This window comes from Pradoshia eiseniae (assembly GCF_002946355.1).
Taxonomy (GTDB): Bacteria; Bacillota; Bacilli; order Bacillales; family Pradoshiaceae; genus Pradoshia; species Pradoshia eiseniae.
The window spans coordinates 17,327-37,245 of record NZ_PKOZ01000019.1 but is presented as its reverse complement, the minus strand read 5'-3'; the positions used below and the strand labels follow the sequence as shown (position 1 = coordinate 37,245).

Below are 19,919 nucleotides of genomic sequence, written 5' to 3'. Positions count from 1 at the left end.
TCAGGTAGATAGGTCCGAGGTGGAAGTGTGGTGACACATGGAGCTGACGGATACTAATCGTTCGAGGACTTAACCAAAGATTTAAACGCACACTTTGCATGAACAAACATTATCCAGTTTTGAAAGAATGATACTCATTCTTATAAGTCCGGTAATGATGGCGAAGAGGCCACACCCGTTCCCATTCCGAACACGGAAGTTAAGCTCTTCAGCGCCGATGGTAGTTGGGGCTCACGCCCCTGTGAGAGTAGGACGTTGCCGGGCATATATTTTATATTATTCCGCAGTAGCTCAGTGGTAGAGCATTCGGCTGTTAACCGAACGGTCGTAGGTTCGAATCCTACCTGCGGAGCCATTTTCTTGCTCGATTGTGCTTCCATAGCTCAGCAGGTAGAGCACTTCCATGGTAAGGAAGAGGTCAGCGGTTCGAGCCCGCTTGGAAGCTCTCGATTGCAGTTATGAAAAAGAGAAATACGGCCCCTTGGTCAAGCGGTTAAGACACCGCCCTTTCACGGCGGTAACACGGGTTCGAATCCCGTAGGGGTCACCATTTATTATATGGAGGATTAGCTCAGCTGGGAGAGCATCTGCCTTACAAGCAGAGGGTCGGCGGTTCGATCCCGTCATCCTCCACCATCTAAATTACCAAACATTTCTTGGTGAAAATCAGTGTAAAATAGCTTATACTAAGTAATGTCGTTGAAATATTATAATTACGCCGGTGTAGCTCAATTGGTAGAGCAACTGACTTGTAATCAGTAGGTTGGGGGTTCAAGTCCTCTTGCCGGCACTCTTCATAACGGAGGGGTAGCGAAGTGGCTAAACGCGGCGGACTGTAAATCCGCTCCTTCGGGTTCGGCAGTTCGAATCTGCCCCCCTCCACCATTTATAATAAGAAACATCCAATGGACAAAGGATATTGTCCCTTTTTCTTTTTATTGGGCTATAGCCAAGCGGTAAGGCAACGGACTTTGACTCCGTCATTCGTAGGTTCGAATCCTGCTAGCCCAGCCATATAAGAGCCATTAGCTCAGTCGGTAGAGCATCTGACTTTTAATCAGAGGGTCGAAGGTTCGAGTCCTTCATGGCTCATTTTGCGGAAGTAGTTCAGTGGTAGAACACCACCTTGCCAAGGTGGGGGTCGCGGGTTCGAATCCCGTCTTCCGCTCCAATGATTAAATATATTATTTCAAACCTTAATTGCCCTGCAACTAAGGTTTTTTTATATTTCTCTTAGATTGCTTGTCATAAGGGGCGTCAAAGCCTACAATTGAGAGGAATGGTTTTAGAATGATCTTTTAAACAAAATAAAAAGCAGCATCCTAAAGGGAGAGGATTACTGCTTTTTATAATATCGTGTTTGGCTTTGATACTGATTGATTAGCGAGTCGAGTTCAGTACTTGCCTTAATGACGTCAGAATCAACCATAGAAGAGTGGGAAGCTAATGCGATCATCCGTTGACGGTATTTCTCAATATCCTTCATTAATGTATGTAGTTCCAATTCGTCACTCCTTACCTACCATATATATTCCTTTTTTACCCATAATTTTCAAAAAACAAACATATTTTATCATTTAATTTTATAATTCCTGTTAATTAATGAAACTTTTTTAAAGGCCAGGCGTATATAAGCAAAAAGGCCGCTAATGCGGAGGATGGAAAATTTGGAAGGACTAATAAAAGAAAGAATCCAACAAGTGCGTAATGGGGACCAGCGTGCCTTTGGGGATATAGTAGAATTTTATAAAGATAAGGTATTCCAATTGTGTTATCGTATGCTTGGAGATCGCCATGAGGCTGAGGATGTCGCACAGGAAGCCTTTCTTCGGGCGTACGTCAATATCCATACATTTCAGATGAACCGTAAGTTTTCGACATGGCTATACCGGATTGCAACAAATCTGTGTATTGATCGAATTCGCAAGAAGAAACCTGATTTCTATTTGGATGCAGAGGTTGCCGGGACTGAAGGACTTGATATGTATTCTCAGATTCCTTCAGATGAGAAGCTGCCTGAAGAAGAATTGGAGAACCTGGAATTGAAGGAAAGGATTCAACTGGAGATTCAAAAGCTTCCGGAGAAGTATCGAGCGGCAATTGTGCTGAAGTATGTGGATGAGTTGTCCTTGAAAGAGATAAGCGAGATTCTGCACCTGCCGATTGGAACGGTGAAGACACGAATTCATAGAGGAAGAGATGCATTACGTAAATCCATGCAATCTTTATAATGAGGTGAATGATGATGAGACAATGTCCAGATGATATCGAGGAATATATCCATGATTATCTTGATGGAGAGATTGATACGGAAAAAGCAAATATACTTCTGGACCATATTGCGGACTGTGATGAGTGCATGCTCACATTTCAGGAACTGAACAGAACGATTGCCTTGCTGCAAGAATCCCATATAGAGGCGCCCGCTAATTTCACCAGTAAGGTGATGGACTCATTGCCAAAGCCCTCACGTAACGTGAACATGAAGAGATGGCTTCAGCGAAATCCAGTTTTGATTGCTGCTTCTTTGTTCCTCATGCTTATGGGCGGGACCATATTCTCTTATTGGGGAGAAGAGCAGCAATTCTCATTCTCGAAGGATCCGGATGTCGTAGTGTTAGGGCAGACAGTCATTGTTCCTGAAGGGAAAACAGTTGAAGGAGATATGGTTGTCAAGAATGGTGATATTAAGGTTGAAGGTACAGTGGAAGGCAATCTGACAGTGATCAATGGAGATAAGTATCTTGCGGGAGCTGGCGAGGTTACGGGAGATATTGAAGAGATTGATCAATTATTTGAATGGGTCTGGTATAATGTGAAGGAAACGGTAAAAAATATATTTTAATAAAAGCTCAATTGGTGGACCTTCTGAACGGAGGTCTGTTTTTTTGAATAGGTATAGTAGCCTGAACTATTAGAGTTTATCTAACATTGTGTTATAATAGATGAGTTATTATGGAAGGGCGGCCGTAGAACCGTCCATCGGAAAGGACATGACTGGAGGACATGACATGCCGTTTCTAGAAAATTTTTCTTTATTGGATTATGTGATCAGTATTGCAGATATATTTCTTGTCTGGCTGGTTTTTTATAAATTATTGCAAATTATTCAAGGAACAAAAGCTGTACAGCTTTTAAGAGGGATTATATTAATTGTGGTGGTTCGGTTTGCCAGTGAAATCATTGGACTGAATACATTAAGTTTCATCATGGAACAGACCATGACTTGGGGGGTACTCGCGATTATTATCATCTTCCAGCCTGAGCTCAGGAGGGCACTGGAGCAGCTGGGAAGAGGGAAATGGTTTCGTTCCGCAAGTCAAGAGGATAATGAGCATGAACAGATGATTGAGGCCATTGTGAAATCGACTAGCTATATGGCGAAAAGACGAATCGGGGCCTTAATGTCCATAGAGCGGGAAACAGGTCTGAATGATTATATTGAGACGGGGATTCCGCTTGAATCGAAGCTCACATCTGAATTACTCATTAATATCTTTATACCGAATACACCGCTGCATGACGGCGCAGTTATATTAAAGAATAACCAAGTTGCAGCAGCTGCTTGTTACTTGCCTTTATCAGAGAGCCCGTTTGTTTCCAAGGAACTTGGCACAAGGCATCGGGCTGCTCTTGGAATTAGTGAAGTGACTGATAGTATCACTATTGTTGTTTCGGAGGAGACAGGCAGTGTGTCTCTGACAAAGAATGGAGAGCTCTATCGTAATTTATCTTTGGATGAGCTTCAAAACATGCTTGATAGCGAGTTGATAAACAACAAAACGACTTCTTCAAACCTTTGGAATTGGAGGTCGAAGCGTAATGGATAAGATCACTTCGAGTAGTTGGTTCATGAGAATTGGAGCTTTTGTGGTAGCGTTTATGTTATTTATGCAAGTCAATAGCGATCCAAGTAATATCACGAACACCCAAACGAAAGATGGATCGACGCTTATCAATGATGTCCCTGTTGAAATTTACTATGATACGGACAATTTGATTGTAGCCGGTGCGCCTGATACGGTAGGTATTACGCTTGAAGGCCCAGAAAGCATTGTGAATGCGACGCGAAATAAAATGGATTTTGAGATTTATGTGGATCTATCGGAGGCGGAAATTGGGTCCCAAAGAGTGCCTATTCAAGTAAAAGGCCTATCAGATAAATTAGAGTATGAATTGACCCAAGCTTATGCCGATGTTGATGTTGAAGAAAAAGTGACGGAAGAATACAATGTAGAAGTAGAATTTGATAAGAGCCTCCTTGGAGAAGGATATCAGGCAGAAACGCCTGTTATAGAGCCTGCTGCCGTTAAGATTACTGGAGCGAAAAGCCTTGTTGATCAGATAGCTGTCGTAAGGGCCGCGGTCAACACCGATGGATCAGTCACAAAGGATATCAGTACGGAAGCAACTGTTCAAGCTTATGACATCAATATGAATAAGCTGGATGTCACCATTAACCCCGCTTCTGTTAATATTACAATTGATATCAGCAGTCCATCGAAGGAGGTTAGCCTGAAGCCTGTCCAAAAAGGAACAGAGCCGGATGGCATCACGATTGAGGATATTAAGCTGAATGTCAATAAAGTCACCATCTATGGGGATGTATCTGTTCTGAAAGATGTTAAGGAAATCGAAATTCCGGTTGATATAAGCGACATTAAGAAAGACACCACCCTAGACCTCCCGCTTAGTCTGCCAGACGGTGTTGTAGGCGCATCAGCCGATACTGTGAAGGTCACCATTGATGTTAAGGGGGAAAACGGCGAAGATGAGCCGGTATCTACGGAGACAAAAGAGGCCACTGACACGATTGCTGCAATACCGATTGACATCATTGGAGTGGATGAAGATCTATATGAAGCCAATTTCATTACCCCTGCGGATGGTTCCGTATCAATGGAAGTATCTGGTGAGGAATCATTCCTTGAGTCTTTAGAGGTGAGTGACATCTCGATTTCTGTCGATGTCACGGGTTTAAAGAAGGGGGAGCATCAGGTGACGATGAATGTGAAGGCACCTGATGAAGTACATTGGGAACTTCCTGATGACAGCAGGACAGTAACAATCGCGTTAGTAGAAAAGAATTGATAAGGATAATAATCCAGCACTTAAATACCTATCGGGTAAGAAGAGCGGATAACTAGAAGGAGAGATTTGAACATGGGTAAATATTTCGGTACAGATGGTGTGAGGGGTGTAGCGAATAGTGAACTGACACCTGAGCTTGCTTTTAAGCTAGGCCGGTTTGGAGGGTATGTATTAACGAAGCATACAGATGAGCGTCCAAAGGTTTTAATTGGCCGTGACACTCGAATTTCCGGTTATATGCTGGAAAGCGCGTTAGTGGCGGGTCTTCTCTCCATTGGCGCAGAGGTTATGCGTTTAGGCATTATCTCAACCCCAGGCGTAGCCTATTTGACCAAGGCCTTAGGTGCGCAGGCAGGAGTCATGATCTCCGCCTCACATAATCCTGTAGCGGATAACGGAATTAAATTCTTTGGCTCTGATGGATTCAAGCTATCTGATGAGCAAGAAGCAGAAATCGAAGAATTGCTTGATATGGGGTCAGATGAGCTTCCGCGACCAATCGGTGGTGACCTTGGCACAATCAATGATTTCTTCGAAGGTGGACAGAAATACATTCAATACTTGAAACAGACGGCTGATGAGGATTTTACCGGACTTCATGTGGCGCTTGATTGTGCACACGGCGCAACGTCCTCCCTTGCGACGCATTTATTTGCAGATTTGGATGCAGATATCTCAACTATGGGGGCATCTCCGAACGGGTTGAATATCAATGAGGGAGTCGGCTCTACTCATCCTGAAAAACTGGCTCAATTTGTCCTTGAGAAGGGTGCGGATGTCGGTCTCGCTTTCGATGGTGACGGAGATCGCTTGATTGCTGTTGATGAAAAAGGTGAAATCGTTGACGGTGACCAAATCATGTACATTTGTGCAAAATATATGAAAGAACAAAATCGACTGAAGCACGGTACAGTCGTATCAACAGTCATGAGCAATATGGGCTTTTACAAGCAGCTTGAAGCGAATGACATAAAGAGCGCTCAAACAGCAGTCGGAGATCGCTATGTGGTCGAAGAGATGAAAAAAGGCGGCTATAATCTTGGAGGAGAGCAATCAGGTCATATTATCTTCCTCGATTACAACACGACGGGAGATGGTCTCCTAACAGGTGTGCAGCTAATCAACATTATGAAGCTGACGAAGAAACCATTGTCTGAGCTTGCCGGTGAGATGACGATCTATCCGCAAAAGCTTGTGAACATTCGAGTAACCGATAAGCATCATGTGACTGACAATGAGAAGGTGAAAGCCGTCATTGAGGAAGTCGAGGCTGAAATGAACGGAAACGGCCGCATCCTTGTTCGTCCTTCCGGAACAGAGCCGCTTGTTCGGGTTATGGCTGAAGCGCCGACACAAGAGCAATGCGACCAATACGTAGACCGAATCGCAGATGTTGTGCGAGCGGAAATGGGATTATAATTAGGCATGACGAATAATGCATAAGCGGGGTCAATCCTCCTGCTTATGCATATTTTATATAGAGATGGGTATTAAAGCACTGTGTCTAGCGTTCAAAAATGAATTGACTGATTCAGTCGAAGCGTGTATGCTAGGAAAAGATTGCAATTTAAAAAATGGAACGGAGGATAGGAATCTGTTTTGTTTCATAAGCGCCAGAACTAAACCCGTGCTAAGTGGTTTAGTTGACGAGGTGGAGGTTATCGAAATGTTCGGCGGGAGCCTCCCAGCTTATATGTGCAGGCTGCAACTCTTTTTACCAAAACAGTTTGGCGACAAACTGGACAGAATAAAAGGAGAAGCACATAACAAATAGACTAATCAGAGGTAAGGGGGCAAGAATGCCCCTTTTTATAAATAGAGAGCATTCTTGTTCCCTTCTTCTTATTATAGGAGGATAAACAAGTATGTGTGGAATTGTAGGATATATTGGACATCAAGATGCAAAAGACATTTTATTAAAAGGCTTGGAAAAGCTTGAATATAGAGGATATGATTCAGCGGGTATCGCTGTCATGAATGAAAATGGCGTTCACGTTTTCAAGGAGAAAGGCCGTATTGCTGATCTTCGCGAGGTCGTTGACAGCAATGTGGATGCAACTAAGGGAATTGGCCATACGCGCTGGGCAACTCATGGGGAGCCTAGCTGCAAGAATGCCCACCCTCACCAAAGTGCTAATAAGCGTTTCACCATCGTTCATAACGGAGTAATCGAGAACTATGAGCAATTAAAGAAGGAATATCTCGAGGGCGTCGAGCTTATGAGTGATACGGATACTGAAATCATCGTGCAGCTCGTCAGCAAGTTCGTCGAGGAAGGACTATCTGTGGAAGCAGCATTTGCGAAGACTTTGGCATTGCTGCATGGCTCATATGCGATTGGCTTATTGGATGAACAAGATGCAGAAACGATTTATGTTGCAAAGAATAAGAGCCCGCTCTTAGTAGGTGTAGGTCTTGGATTTAATGTTATTGCAAGCGATGCAATGGCGATGCTGCAAGTAACGGACCAATTTGTTGAGCTAATGGATAAAGAAATGGTTATCGTGACAAAGGATGCTATTACAATCAAGGAACTTGACGGTACTGTTGTCGAGCGTGAACCTTATACAGCTGAGCTTGATGCAAGTGATATTGAAAAGGGTACTTACCCTCATTATATGCTTAAAGAGATTGATGAGCAGCCATTGGTTATGCGTAAAATCATCCAGAATTATCAGGATGAGTCTGGTGATTTGGCCATCGACCCGACAATTATTGATGCTATCAATGAAGCAGATCGCCTATATATCATTGCTTGTGGAACAAGCTACCATGCTGGTCTTGTTGGAAAGCAAATGATTGAAAAGATGGCTAAGATTCCAGTAGAGGTGCATGTAGCATCTGAATTTGGCTATAACATGCCACTTCTATCTGAGAAGCCATTATTCATCTTCATTTCCCAAAGCGGTGAGACAGCGGACAGCCGTGCTGTGCTGGTTCAAATCAAGGAGATGGGGTATAAAGCACTCACCCTCACAAATGTACCAGGATCAACCTTATCCCGTGAAGCGGATTATACATTATTGCTTCATGCTGGCCCTGAAATTGCTGTTGCTTCAACGAAAGCATACACAGCACAAATGGCTGTATTGACGATTCTTGCTTCTGTGGTCGGTAAATCAAAAGGTCATTTGGCTGACTTCCCTGTCGTGAAGGAACTCGGCATTATCGCTAATGCAATGGAGACCCTTTGCGATGACAAGGACCGTTTCGAAATGATTGCGCGTGAATATTTGTCTGTCACACGTAACTGCTTCTTTATCGGTCGTTCCCTCGACTACTTTGTATGTCTAGAAGGGGCGCTTAAGCTTAAAGAGATTTCTTATATTCAAGCAGAAGGATTCGCAGGCGGCGAATTGAAACATGGTACAATTGCCCTCATTGAAGAAGGCACGCCAGTAATCGCGCTTGCTACGCAAGAAGATGTTAACCTCAGCATCCGCGGCAACGTGAAAGAAGTTGCTGCCCGTGGCGCACACCCTTGTATCATTTCCATGGAAGGACTTGAACAAGAGGGGGATGCTTATGTATTACCAGAAGTAAATCCGATGTTAACACCTCTTATCTCTGTAGTACCATTACAACTAATTTCTTACTATGCATCTCTTCACCGTGGCTGTGATGTGGATAAACCGCGTAACTTAGCGAAATCGGTGACAGTGGAGTAAGGAAAAAGTAATTTTTAGACCGGCTGGAAATCCAGCCGGTTTTTTTCATGGATTTTATCATTGTGGAAGTGTTTATGTAATGCTCCATGTGAAAATTATCTACATGATATAAACTTTTAGGTTAGATAAAGCATGAGGGGAATCTTTTATTTGTGTCATCCAAATACACACTGGTTGAAGGTGAACGATGCAACTTATTATTAGAAAGCGTCTATATCAATAAAGATTATCCTATTGTTTACAACAAACACTATATTCCTCAAGAATTTAGTTCAATAAAAATAAATAGTACGAAATAAAGCAGAACTTGAAAAAAGGAGGTAAATCCTCTTCCTACATTAGCCGGTGAAATTTTACTTATTGTAGAATTTCACCGGCTTAAATATTTTAATAAAAGACTATGTTTTGCTTATGCATGCTTGTGAGGAATAAGAATCGACTTAACTAGACATCCTAACACAAGCATGTATTCTCTTCAGATGAGAAAAATTAGAAAGTATCCATAGTATATGAATGAAAGGAAACAGACAAATGGTGACACATTCACATCAGGAAAGTTACAGTCGAGTAAAAAAAGCTGTACCTGCCATCTTGTTCTTTTTTGTTTTTGCGTTAACTATTGATAATTCATTTAAGTTAATTTCTCCTGCAATGGCAGCTGACCTTGGTGTTTCAGCAACAACTATTAGTTGGCAGGCTACGTTAGCAGGATTAATCATTGGTATCGGGGCGGTTGTATACGCTTCTTTATCCGATACTATCAGCATACGTAAGCTCTTAATTGTAGGTGTTATCTTTATATGTATTGGTTCTGTACTGGGCTTTGTTTTTAAAGCGTCCTATGTCATGATTCTGATCTCACGAGTGATTCAAACATCTGGTTTAGCTGCTGCTGAAACTCTATACGTCATTTATGTAATGAAGTACTTAGCAATAAAAGATCAAAAACTGTTTTTAGGCTTAAGTACAAGTAGCTATTCATTGTCTCTTGTTATTGGTTCTGTAACGGGAGGATTTATTTCTACGTATCTTGATTGGACGATTTTATTTTTAATTCCATTGTTATCCTTAATGCTTCTTCCGTTTTTTATAAAATATATACCGAAGGAAGAATCAAAAAAGAGTTCCGTCGACTTCATCGGTTTAATGCTTATTGCAGCTACTGCTACAAGTATCATGCTGTACATGACTAACTTTAATTGGATCTTCATTGTCCTGGCTATTGTTGGATTTGGTGTATTCTTGGCCTATATCAAACGAAGCTCTAATGCTTTGATCAGCATTTCTTTTTTCCAAAACAAGCGATTCGTCAATACTCTTGGAATTGTGGCTATCGTTTATTCAATTCAATTGGGTTATATTTTTATGTTTCCATTTCTTATTCAGGACATATATGGGCTTGAACTCGATAAAGTTTCACTATTATTGATTCCAGGCTATATTGTTGCTGTTATAGTAGGAGCCCTTTCTGGTAAAATCGGTAATATTTTATCAAGCAAGATGACTATCTCCATAGCTGTTGTTTCAATTGCAGTTAGTTTATTCCTTCCAGGATTATTTGTGGGGAATTCCGTATTCATATTCGCTGCTTCGATGATTTTATTCTCTGGATCATTTGCCTTATTATATGCTCCCTTGCTTGATACATGTGTTGGTAGCATTGCGAAGGAGAAAAAAGGAACCGCAGTTGGGTTTTATAATCTAATCATAAATGTATCTGGATCTATCGGTATGAGCTATACCGCAACATTGATGGACTCATTATCATATCGTAGCGTCTTGTTTGTTCTATCAATCTTTGCTGCAGTTGCTTTCCTTGTGTATTGGCTATTTGTATCACGTTTGAAAAACGAAGATGCAGAGGAAATAAGATAATTGGAGGAAGGATAGTAACGGCCATATTGAATGCCCATATCTGTTTTAGACCACTGTTTCACAGCAGATTGAGCAATCATGCTGCAGGTGAAAGAAGTGAGATAGAATTGGGTGATGAGCGGCTCCTGGTAGAAAGCAAAAGAGGCTGGGACAAAAAGTTTCTAACAACTAAAAACACCGAACTATTTTAATGCGCAGTTTAAGATAGTTCGGTGTTTTTTATTTAGTTTGGTTCTGTTAAAGATGAATATTGTTAATAGAGTATCGGTGGGTGTAGTGTAAAACGGTTGACTCCTTGCTTAGATTAGCGGACAGGGGAGACTCAGCAGATGCGTCAAAGCACTTGAGGAGGCTCCCCGAACCGCCCCTAGGTGCGCACCCGCATGCAACGAAAATCAACGATTTAGATTAACTAAGCCTAAATTTCAATGCAACATTCGGTTTTGGACACTGCAAATTCAGTTATGTCCCAACCTCTTTTGCCCTTTAGTATTTGCTGATACCTGATTCTGGTGTCATGATAATCACCGGATTTTTAGCCGGTTTAATCCATGAGAGAACTTTATTCACATTGCTCTTCGACGTAGCTACACAGCCGGCTGTGTAGCCCGATTTTCCTTCTACATGAAAGAAGATGGCTGAGCCCTTATATGGTGTCCGCTTCGTATTGTAGTTAATGACGAAACCTACGTCATATTGTGAGATGTTCATGTTCTCTGCGCTCGTCCACTTGCCTTTTGTCTTGCTTTTAGATTGCCAAGTATTATAGAGCGGGCTCTTGCTATCATCTACCCAGACCGAATCTGAGGTGATTTTTTTGACGGGAAGTTTCGTTGTTGGCTTAGAGGAGCGGTAGAAGGCAGTGCCAAGAGTATATTTTCCTGTCGGCGTCTTCATATCCCCTTCTTTTTTCGAACTGGTCATGCCTTTCTTCCCGATTACAGCTGGCATGGAATAAGTTCGTTTCCATTTTCCGTTCGTCTTTTCGAATGCTTGGATGGTAGCTTTATTGGAAGAGGCAGTTTTATTTGTGACTAAAATGACCTGTTCCGCTTTTCCAAGCTTCTTCATCTTTTCAACATCAAGCTTGGCATTGACTTTGACTAAGTATTTGGAGCTGGCATAGCCTGTTTTTGTGTTGTATTTTACTTTATACCAGGATCCGGCTTTTGAAATATATTGAACGGTTTTTCCTTTAGGGATGGTTAGTATGATTTTTCCTTTTGTGGAATCGGTCGTTCGCAGATTAAGGTTCGCTGTTGTTTTATACTGAACGGCAGAAGCTGCTTCAGCAATGTTTGTTTCTGAATGGAATACCCCTCCTATGAAGGATTTATGAAAACCGAGAGAAGATAAGAGTAGAATAAATGCTACGCATACAGCTAATTTTTTGTACATAAGGTAATTTTCCCCTTTCATTTTCTTCTAGTTATTATAACGTTATGTTAGCGATATTTACAGGGAGAATGATTTGAACTGGCATTCAAACACAATCCTGAGTCCTCCTGTCTGATTTGATCCTTTAATAATAAAAAAATAATAAGGCGGCGATTAAGATGACCAGCCATATCCGGGTGAGGGCCTGTGCGCTCATCGATCATCATCGAGAGTGAACAGAAATATGGCTATACAGAATCTTTATAGCTCGTATTTGAATGCTGGCAAAAGGATGAATCCATTCCGAGACTCCCATCTCTTCCTGACAATAATCAAAATGGGGTGGAATAGATTGGAAAAAATTACAGTTTGTAATCCTTTATCCGGATATCAAAGAAGCAATTATTCTTTATAAGGAGCATAAGTCTATATGAAAGCCAGGTTGCAGGATAGCCAGCCCTTTTCTCTTTCCGTATTAATTCATTTTTATCGAGAAGCGTGGTACAATGGAAATATTATGCTTTATAATTATGGATATAGATGAAAAAAGTGGATATAATAGCCATCCGTTTGGGTAAGGATAGTGTGAAGTAAATTTTAGCGAATATAAAAGTGAGGTATATATGAAAACAATAAAAGAAAAATTTTATGAAAGGATAGACAGTCAGTTTGGTGTTTTCTACCTGATAGCCGTTTTGACGCTTTGGATGAAGACGTATTTGGTGCAAGTGACACAGTTTGATCTTGGTGTGCAAGGAATTCTTCAGCAGTTCCTCCTGCTGTTAAATCCGTTGGGATCAGCATTGTTACTCCTTGGATTGGCTTGGTTGTTTAAGGGAAGAGGAAGATATACAGCCTTGATGATCCTTTATTTCCTTTCCTCATTCCTGTTGTTTGCCAATGTGATGTATTACCGTTTCTTCAATGACTTCATCACATTGCCAACCCTTTTTCAGACGCAGAATTTTGGAGATGTGAGCGGGAGTATATTGACACTCATAAAGCCGTATGATTTCTTATTTTTCTTGGATTTCGTATTATTTTTAGTCCTGCTGCTGACAAAGCGGATAAAGGTAGAGAAGGGAGCCGTTAGGAGAAGAGCGGCCGTTTCCTTTATGGGAATGGGGTTGGCTATCTCTGGGCTGAATCTCGTTTTGGCAGAAGCTGACCGCCCTCAGCTGCTGACAAGAGGGTTTGACCGTAACTATATCGTGAAGTATTTAGGCATGTACAATTACACGGTTTATGATGCTGTGCAAAGCACAAGGGCATCAGCACAGCGGGTTTTGGCTGACAGTAATGATATTACAGAGGTCGTGAATTTCACCAGCTCGAATCATGCGATGCCGAATCCTGAATACTTTGGGAAGGCTGAAGGGATGAATGTCATCTTAATTCACCTGGAGTCTATCCAAGAGTTCCTGATTGATTATGAATTGAATGGGGAAGAGGTTACGCCGTTTCTTAATTCATTAACAGAAGATAAGAATATGATGTATTTCGATAATTTCTTCCATCAAACAGCTCAAGGGAAGACGTCTGATGCGGAATTTATCCTCTCAAACTCCCTGTATGGGTTGCCGCAAGGTTCTGCCTTCACGATGAAAGGAACCAATACGTATCAGGCAGCACCAGCTATTTTAGGTCAGGAAGGATACACATCGGCGGTTTTTCATCCAAATACGGGAAGCTTTTGGAACCGTAATGAGATTTATAAATCATTTGGCTATGACCGGTTTTTTGATGCCAGCTCCTATGAAATGGATCCTGAGCACTTGGCCGATTACGGGCTGATGGATAAACCGTTCTTCGAGCAGTCTATCCCTAATCTAGAATCCCTGCCAGAGCCGTTCTATGCGAAGTTCATCAGTGTTACTCATCATTATCCGTTCTCAATGGATCAAGATGAGACAACGATTGAGCCGCATACGACAGGTGATAAGTCAGTCGATAACTATTTCCAGACAGCTCGTTATGCAGATGAAGCATTGGAGCAATTCTTTGATTATCTGAAGGAATCAGGGCTTTACGATAACTCGATGATCATCATGTATGGGGACCATTATGGAATTTCCCAAAACCATGACGTAGCGATGGAGAAGGTGCTTGAGAAGGAAGTCACGCCATTTGTTTCAAAGGCAGAGCTGCAGCGTGTGCCATTCTTTATTAGGGTGCCAGGCATGGAAGGCGGAATTCGCCACACCTATGGAGGACAGATTGATATCCTGCCGACCATCCTTCATTTATTAGGGAAGGAATCAAAGGATTACATCCAGTTTGGAACCGACCTATTATCTGAAGAGCATGATGAGGTAGTACCATTCCGTAATGGGGACTTTGTCAGTCCAACCATCACAGCAATCGATGAGAAATTTTATGACTCTGAAACCGGATTGCCGCTTGAAGAGGAAAGATTGAATGAGGCAAAGAGGTATCATGAAGCGGTTCAATATAAATTGGAACTATCTGACCGGGTGGTGAATGGGGATTTGCTTCGTTTCCATACACCGGATGATTTTGAACCAGTTGACCGTTCGGAGTATGATTATAATCTTGATTTAGAAAATCAGGATTGAAGCTTATAACAGTAGATAGGGGCCATCCAATTAGGATGGCCCCTTATTTGTGTTTTGTGTACGGCATGATCTCTCAAGCTACTAGAAGATAGGATAGGATTTTAATAAGTATTAGAAAAATAAGTTCTAGATTATGCTGCTATGATTCCTTTGGAAACTAAGAACGATTTATCAGATTCGCTTTCTGTTGTATAGCCTTTTTCCATTAGATTTTTAATATAAATCTTATTATAAACAAAAGAAAAAATAATACCTGGAATCCAAGCTCCAACTCCCAATGTGAAAATACCCGCAACCCCAGCAAGCAGAACCATGATTAATGCCCATTTTAAATCGCCTCTTATTAAAGCTGGAATGAAGCCAAAAAAGAATGTAGTCCAGCTAAAGCCGACTTTTACCTCTTTAACAACGCCAGCTGTATTTCTTAACCTGATTTTCATGAGTACGCCCCCTCTTTCTGTTAATATAAGTAAATTATACTATATTTTTCATTATTGATATATCAAATTTTATAATATGTTGGTAATTTATTACTACTCTCTAATTTATCAATCGATTGATAAATTAAATGAATACTTTGTGAACGTTCTTGGAGACTAGAATTAAGACTCAAGCCAAGGCTATCACCATCCGTGCAAAACAAAGGCTCTATGAGTAAAATAGAATAGTATACAGAACTTTTGAAGTTTATAAGAAATTTATATTCGTTTAGTATGCTAGTATGGATATAATTTTGCGAGGAGGAAACAGAGTGAAGAGGTTTTTGCACACAGTGACTGATTGGGTCTCAACTAAGAAAGGGATGCGCATAACGATCATTGCTTGGTTGGTGATTATGATTGCTCTTAGCGCAGGCCCTAGATTAACTGATTATAAGGTAACCAATTTTCAATCTCTGCCAGATGAGGCAGAGTCGATTGTTGCCCAGAATAAGGTAGATGAGTTTTTCCCAAGTGATACTGGGACACCGGGTATTCTCGTTTTTAATAATCCGGATGGGGATGTTGATATAGCAGAGGTAAATGAGGTCCTCGATGGTATCAAAAAGGAGAAGATTGATGGCATTGAAGAAATCGTAGATATTTCTCAAATGCCGCCGCAGGCTCTTGCTGCCTTTACTTCAGAGGATAAGACAACAATGATTGTTCCGATGAATTTGGAAGCGGGCTTAGGTAACTCCGACTATTCACGTATTAATGATAGAGCTTCTGAGATTGGTAATGAGATTGCTGAGGACTTAGAGGCAAACTTCTATATCACAGGTCCGGCCGGAATTGCCGGTGATACGACAAAGCTATTTGAATCAGCAGATGTGAAATTATTGTTTGCGACTGTTCTCATTATTTTGGTGCTGCTGATTGTTATTTATCGTTCGCCGCTGCTCGCATTCATTCCATTGCTTGCTACGGTTATCGTTTATCAAGTGACAAATCAAACCGTTGCCTTATTAGGGGCAGGTGGTCTTGAGATTAATAATTCAACCACATCAATCATGAGTATTCTCTTATTCGCAGCTGTGATTGATTATTCCTTGTTCGTGTTCTCTCGTTTCCGTGAGGAGCTCAATCGCTATGAGGATAAGCATGAGGCGATGAAGCATGCGATGCGTGCTACAGGCGAGCCGGTCTTCTTTGCTGGCGGAACGGTACTTGCTGCAATGCTGATTCTGTTCTTCGCTGACTTCCGTGATTATCAGAACTTTGCCCCGGTATTTGGTACAGCGATGCTGATCATCATGCTTGCATCGATTACCCTTGTGCCTGCTTTGTTTACGTTGTTTGGAAGAAAGGCATTCTGGCCTAAGGTTCCCAAATATGGGGAGGAAACAGAGGTTAAGCATGGCATTTGGGGACCGGTTGCCAAGTTTGTTGTGAACAAGCCTGGACTGTCTGGGGGACTTGTCGCGATTTTCATGCTTGTAACAGCCTTGAATGTGTTTAATCTTGATTTCGAGTTCAACTCTGTAAAGAACTTCCCAGAGGATCTGCCTTCACGGGTGGGTTATGAAATCGTAGAAGAGAAGTTCAATAAAGGGGATCTTGCACAGACGACTGTATTGCTTGAAAGTGAAGAGTCTATGTCAGAGGAGCAAGTGGCTGCTTTCGCTCAGAGACTAAATGATTATGATGAAATTTATTCAGCGAGACCATCGGGGATAACAGATGATGGTCAAGCGGCGAAAATCACTGTTTCTCTAACAATGAATCCTTATTCCTCAGAAGCCATTGATTTTATTGAGGAGCTGCGCGGAGATAGTGATCAGCTGCAGGATGATGCCAAGCTAGATGCAGATATAGCTTATACTGGCACCACAGCTAAACTGGCTGATGAACGTGAAATCAATAGCGGAGATATCATCAAAATTGTATCCCTCGAAACTTTATTGATTCTCGTACTGTTGTTCGTACTGACACGTTCATTCAAGATGCCATTGTATATGATGGCTACAATCCTGCTTTCCTATGCTTCTGCATTAGGCTTAGGGCTGTTCCTTGTGGATGTTTTATTCGGTTATGATGCGATTAGCACCCGGGTGCCGGTGTATGCCTTTATCTTCCTGGTGGCCCTGGGCATTGACTATAACATCATTCTTGTTTCCCGTTTCCTCGAGGAGCGGACGAAGCATTCGGTTAAAGAGGCGCTTGAAATTGCGATACGCAATACGGGAGGAGTTATCTCCAGTGCTGGTATTATCCTGGCTGCAACCTTTGCTGCCTTGATGATCATGCCGATTGCTGACTTATTCGTATTCGGATTCATGGTAGCGATTGGGATCATCATAGATACATTCTTAGTGCGAGGCATGCTGCTTCCAGCTTTGATTCTCTTCTTCGAAAAAGATAAATAAAGATTATCGGTGAGATGGAAGCGTCTTTAAAGTTATTCTTCCATCTCAAATGGCACAGCAAGAAATGTGATGGGTAAAAAAAAGAGCTCTAACCAGAGCTTTCAGAGTTTGTGATATGGCAGGAGGGGATTTGCAGTCTTGGCAATGACCCTGCTGCCTTTTGTTATGCTTGTTACGCATTTGATTCTTTTAGTCTTTGTTTCTTGATCTCTAGCAATTCTGAGACGGTCACAAATTTGTAGCCCTTCCGGGAAAGCTCATGAATGATTTCCGCGGCCGCTTTTGCTGAAGATGAGTAAATATCATGCATTAAAATGACATTCCCCTCTTGGACCGTATTTAGGGCACTTGGAACCACCAAGTCAGCATTGCGAAGTTTCCAATCCAGCGTGTCAACATCCCATAAGATGAGGTGCTCCTTGCCGACATAGCTGCTGATGCGTTCGTCATACAGTCCATATGGAGGGCGGAATATTGTCGGAACTGTACCTGTAATCTCCTCTATAATCGCATTTGTGCGGTCAATCTGCTCAGCAATAGCGTTTGAGCTCTCTGAGGTCATCTTAGGATGGTCCCATGTATGATTGCCAATCTCATGTCCTTCCTCTGCCGCTCTCTTCAGGAGATTCTTGTTGGCATCACATCTTGACCCAAGAACGAAAAAGGTGGCTTTTGCGTCATATTTCTTTAACGCATCAAGAATTAAATCTGTGACACCTGCTTTTGGGCCATCATCAAAGGTGAGGGCAACGACCTTTTCATCCATTGGCAGCTTGCTTTCCTTTGTTGGACGTTCAGTAATGATATTAGCCGGCTCATAATTCCCTGATAGATCATCATGATGTTCGCCAGGTCTGTAATCATCGATAAGCCAATCGTCTAATAATTGCTTGCTTATGGCCAGCTGATAAGTTTCGTTTTTAGTGTTGAGGGTCAAATTGAAGACAATTGCTTGATTATAGATGATAAACTGTCTGTAGTTTTCTGCCTTGGGAGCTGTCACCTTTGAAATGTCCTTTGCCGAAAGGCTAGAGTGATCGTTTTCTGTCAGTTCTGCAGAGGCTACTTCAGCTAATAATTCCAAGCAGTCCGAAACATGGTCCTGAAGGATGAGATCTTCGAATGCGAGGATAACTCCTTTTTCGAGGTCAAAGGTCATGATCTCTGCAGCCTCCCCTGATTCCGTGAATGCGACAGACAATGTTTGCTGACTATAATGGAGTATATTGTAGGTGATCGTCTTTTCTTTTCCTGAGCTATGAATGGATGTAAGTCGGGAATGGATATAGGCCTCTATATATGTATCCACTTCCTTGATACCGAAGGAAGGGAATTGAGCTGAGGTATCTCCAAAAGATAAGGTGGAAACCGCCACTTCTTTATAAATAGCATCCATTTGAGGATCAGATATGGTAGTGTTTGCTTTTTTGGATAGCGAAGGATTTATTACAATGCTGATTGCCATTACGCTGATCAGCAAGATGAATAGTTGCAACAGCTTTTTATGTTTTTGCTGTTTGAGTCTGTTTTTTCCCATTTGATGTCTCTCCTAATAATATGTAGAGTAATAGACTGCAAAGCAAATACAACCTACTTGAATACATTGAAAGCAGATGAGGAGTCTATTAGATTACCTATCTATTATTAAGAAATCACCTGATGATGTCAAAAGGAGATTCTATGTAATTTGATATAGGAATAATCACAAAATAATATAACTTGCCCTAATGGTCTGAAATGAGAGATAATGGACGGGATTTACTAAATCGGGGAAATGACAGAAGGTTCTGGTTGTACTAGCTATTTCATTTAGGCATATAAATAAATGAAGATGTAAATGTTGATGCAAGGGAGTTTACGAATGGAAAATTGGATAATCAACATAATGGAACAATTTGGCTATATTGGCATTCTGTTTTTGATTGCACTTGAAAATGTATTTCCGCCGATTCCGTCTGAGGTAATCTTAACATTTGGCGGGGCAATGACCGTTAAGACGAGTATGACAGTAATCGGAGTAGTGGTTGTTTCTACGGCTGGTTCAATCATTGGTGCTGTCATCCTCTATGGTCTTGGCATGCTTTTAGGCAAGGAGAGAATAGAGAAAATCGTGGAACGCTATGGACGCATCCTACGCGTGACAAAGGATGATGTTGAGAAGGCTGATAACTGGTTCCATAAATATGGGCTCTGGACGATCTTCTTCTGCCGCTTTATCCCATTAATTAGAAGCTTGATTTCCATCCCAGCCGGAATGGCACGAATTAATTTCGTGACGTTTCTGATTCTAACCACGATTGGTACCTTCATCTGGAATGTCGTGCTCGTCTCAATCGGCGCGATGGTGGGGGATTCGTGGGAATCGATCGTTCACTATATGGATTATTACTCGAACGTCGTTTATGTGCTGCTTGCTGTCCTCTTCATCGTATTTGTCATCTGGTTTATCCGTAAGAAATTCATGAAAGCACCGAAATAGAAAGA

At 41.7% G+C, this 19,919-nt stretch carries 14 protein-coding genes, 9 tRNA genes and 1 rRNA gene; 20 read left to right on the top strand and 4 right to left on the bottom strand.

Features of this window, described 5'->3' with window-relative positions; translation table 11 throughout:
- The first annotated feature begins 147 nt into the window (after positions 1-147).
- From rrf to CYL18_RS17565, 10 genes are all read left to right on the top strand, one after another.
- A 5S ribosomal RNA gene (rrf, locus tag CYL18_RS17610) occupies positions 148-264 on the top strand.
- 16 nt (positions 265-280) lie between these two features.
- Positions 281-355: transfer RNA gene (locus tag CYL18_RS17605), tRNA-Asn, on the top strand.
- A 17-nt stretch (positions 356-372) separates the two neighbouring features.
- A tRNA-Thr gene (locus CYL18_RS17600) sits at positions 373-445 on the top strand.
- Between the two features lie 30 nt (positions 446-475).
- Positions 476-550, top strand: a tRNA-Glu gene (locus CYL18_RS17595).
- Between the two features lie 10 nt (positions 551-560).
- Positions 561-636, top strand: a tRNA-Val gene (locus CYL18_RS17590).
- An 81-nt stretch (positions 637-717) separates the two neighbouring features.
- Positions 718-790: transfer RNA gene (locus CYL18_RS17585), tRNA-Thr, on the top strand.
- Between the two features lie 11 nt (positions 791-801).
- A tRNA-Tyr gene (locus CYL18_RS17580) sits at positions 802-885 on the top strand.
- A 54-nt stretch (positions 886-939) separates the two neighbouring features.
- Positions 940-1,014 (top strand) — tRNA-Gln (locus CYL18_RS17575).
- 5 nt (positions 1,015-1,019) lie between these two features.
- A tRNA-Lys gene (locus tag CYL18_RS17570) sits at positions 1,020-1,092 on the top strand.
- Between the two features lie 4 nt (positions 1,093-1,096).
- Positions 1,097-1,171, top strand: a tRNA-Gly gene (locus CYL18_RS17565).
- 165 nt (positions 1,172-1,336) lie between these two features.
- Here CYL18_RS17565 and CYL18_RS17560 read toward each other — a convergent pair.
- On the bottom strand, positions 1,337-1,504 hold the full coding sequence (locus tag CYL18_RS17560; protein WP_201741312.1) for an aspartyl-phosphate phosphatase Spo0E family protein: 168 nt from the start codon (positions 1,502-1,504) through the stop codon (positions 1,337-1,339).
- A 163-nt stretch (positions 1,505-1,667) separates the two neighbouring features.
- Between CYL18_RS17560 and sigW the strand changes: the two genes are divergently transcribed.
- From sigW to CYL18_RS17520, 7 genes are all read left to right on the top strand, one after another.
- Positions 1,668-2,231 (top strand): RNA polymerase sigma factor SigW, encoded by a 564-nt coding sequence (gene sigW, locus CYL18_RS17555; RefSeq protein ID WP_104850795.1) that lies wholly within the window; start codon positions 1,668-1,670, stop codon positions 2,229-2,231.
- 8 nt (positions 2,232-2,239) lie between these two features.
- Complete coding sequence (locus CYL18_RS17550) at positions 2,240-2,845, top strand: zf-HC2 domain-containing protein (protein WP_330847610.1); 606 nt, start codon at positions 2,240-2,242, stop codon at positions 2,843-2,845.
- A 166-nt stretch (positions 2,846-3,011) separates the two neighbouring features.
- On the top strand, positions 3,012-3,830 hold the full coding sequence (gene cdaA, locus CYL18_RS17545) for a diadenylate cyclase CdaA (RefSeq protein ID WP_104850794.1): 819 nt from the start codon (positions 3,012-3,014) through the stop codon (positions 3,828-3,830).
- Entirely contained in the window at positions 3,823-5,091 is a 1,269-nt protein-coding gene (locus CYL18_RS17540; RefSeq protein WP_104850793.1) for a CdaR family protein, read from the top strand. Before cdaA ends, CYL18_RS17540 begins: the two co-directional genes overlap by 8 nt.
- A 72-nt stretch (positions 5,092-5,163) precedes the next feature.
- Positions 5,164-6,510 carry a phosphoglucosamine mutase gene (gene glmM / locus CYL18_RS17535; RefSeq protein ID WP_104850792.1) on the top strand — a complete coding sequence of 449 codons (1,347 nt, stop codon included), beginning with the start codon at positions 5,164-5,166 and terminating at the stop codon, positions 6,508-6,510.
- Positions 6,511-6,956: 446 nt separating this feature from the next.
- Complete coding sequence (gene glmS, locus CYL18_RS17525; protein ID WP_104850790.1) at positions 6,957-8,759, top strand: glutamine--fructose-6-phosphate transaminase (isomerizing); 1,803 nt, start codon at positions 6,957-6,959, stop codon at positions 8,757-8,759.
- A gap of 531 nt (positions 8,760-9,290) precedes the next feature.
- Positions 9,291-10,634 (top strand): MFS transporter, encoded by a 1,344-nt coding sequence (locus CYL18_RS17520; protein ID WP_104850789.1) that lies wholly within the window; start codon positions 9,291-9,293, stop codon positions 10,632-10,634.
- Positions 10,635-11,120: 486 nt separating this feature from the next.
- Here CYL18_RS17520 and CYL18_RS17515 read toward each other — a convergent pair whose 3' ends face one another.
- Complete coding sequence (locus tag CYL18_RS17515; RefSeq protein WP_104850788.1) at positions 11,121-12,032, bottom strand: SH3 domain-containing protein; 912 nt, start codon at positions 12,030-12,032, stop codon at positions 11,121-11,123.
- Between the two features lie 602 nt (positions 12,033-12,634).
- Here CYL18_RS17515 and CYL18_RS17510 point away from each other — a divergent pair.
- Complete coding sequence (locus CYL18_RS17510) at positions 12,635-14,587, top strand: LTA synthase family protein (protein ID WP_104850787.1); 1,953 nt, start codon at positions 12,635-12,637, stop codon at positions 14,585-14,587.
- Positions 14,588-14,718: 131 nt separating this feature from the next.
- On the opposite strand, the gene CYL18_RS17505 is transcribed toward CYL18_RS17510, so the two are convergent.
- Positions 14,719-15,027 carry a hypothetical protein gene (locus CYL18_RS17505; protein WP_104850786.1) on the bottom strand — a complete coding sequence of 103 codons (309 nt, stop codon included), beginning with the start codon at positions 15,025-15,027 and terminating at the stop codon, positions 14,719-14,721.
- A gap of 311 nt (positions 15,028-15,338) precedes the next feature.
- Here CYL18_RS17505 and CYL18_RS17500 point away from each other — a divergent pair, with 311 nt between their 5' ends.
- A complete protein-coding gene (locus CYL18_RS17500) occupies positions 15,339-17,435 on the top strand; it encodes an MMPL family transporter (RefSeq protein ID WP_104850785.1) in 2,097 nt (698 codons plus the stop codon).
- Positions 17,436-17,607: 172 nt separating this feature from the next.
- Here the strand turns inward: CYL18_RS17500 and CYL18_RS17495 are convergent, their stop codons facing one another.
- On the bottom strand, positions 17,608-18,972 hold the full coding sequence (locus CYL18_RS17495) for a polysaccharide deacetylase family protein (RefSeq protein WP_104850784.1): 1,365 nt from the start codon (positions 18,970-18,972) through the stop codon (positions 17,608-17,610).
- A gap of 324 nt (positions 18,973-19,296) precedes the next feature.
- On the opposite strand from CYL18_RS17495, the gene CYL18_RS17490 reads away from it, so the two are divergent.
- Positions 19,297-19,914: a DedA family protein gene (locus tag CYL18_RS17490; RefSeq protein WP_104850783.1), complete on the top strand. Its 618-nt coding sequence runs from the start codon at positions 19,297-19,299 to the stop codon at positions 19,912-19,914.
- Positions 19,915-19,919: the final 5 nt, after the last annotated feature.

Coding starts and splice junctions, on each gene's coding strand:
- CYL18_RS17550 (WP_330847610.1), top strand. CDS start 2,240: ATGATGATGAGACAATGTCCAGATGATATCGAGGAATATATCCATGAT.
- cdaA (WP_104850794.1), top strand. CDS start 3,012: ATGCCGTTTCTAGAAAATTTTTCTTTATTGGATTATGTGATCAGTATT.
- CYL18_RS17540 (WP_104850793.1), top strand. CDS start 3,823: ATGGATAAGATCACTTCGAGTAGTTGGTTCATGAGAATTGGAGCTTTT.
- glmM (WP_104850792.1), top strand. CDS start 5,164: ATGGGTAAATATTTCGGTACAGATGGTGTGAGGGGTGTAGCGAATAGT.
- glmS (WP_104850790.1), top strand. CDS start 6,957: ATGTGTGGAATTGTAGGATATATTGGACATCAAGATGCAAAAGACATT.
- CYL18_RS17520 (WP_104850789.1), top strand. CDS start 9,291: ATGGTGACACATTCACATCAGGAAAGTTACAGTCGAGTAAAAAAAGCT.
- CYL18_RS17515 (WP_104850788.1), bottom strand. CDS start 12,032: ATGTACAAAAAATTAGCTGTATGCGTAGCATTTATTCTACTCTTATCT.
- CYL18_RS17510 (WP_104850787.1), top strand. CDS start 12,635: ATGAAAACAATAAAAGAAAAATTTTATGAAAGGATAGACAGTCAGTTT.
- CYL18_RS17505 (WP_104850786.1), bottom strand. CDS start 15,027: ATGAAAATCAGGTTAAGAAATACAGCTGGCGTTGTTAAAGAGGTAAAA.
- CYL18_RS17495 (WP_104850784.1), bottom strand. CDS start 18,972: ATGGGAAAAAACAGACTCAAACAGCAAAAACATAAAAAGCTGTTGCAA.
- CYL18_RS17490 (WP_104850783.1), top strand. CDS start 19,297: ATGGAAAATTGGATAATCAACATAATGGAACAATTTGGCTATATTGGC.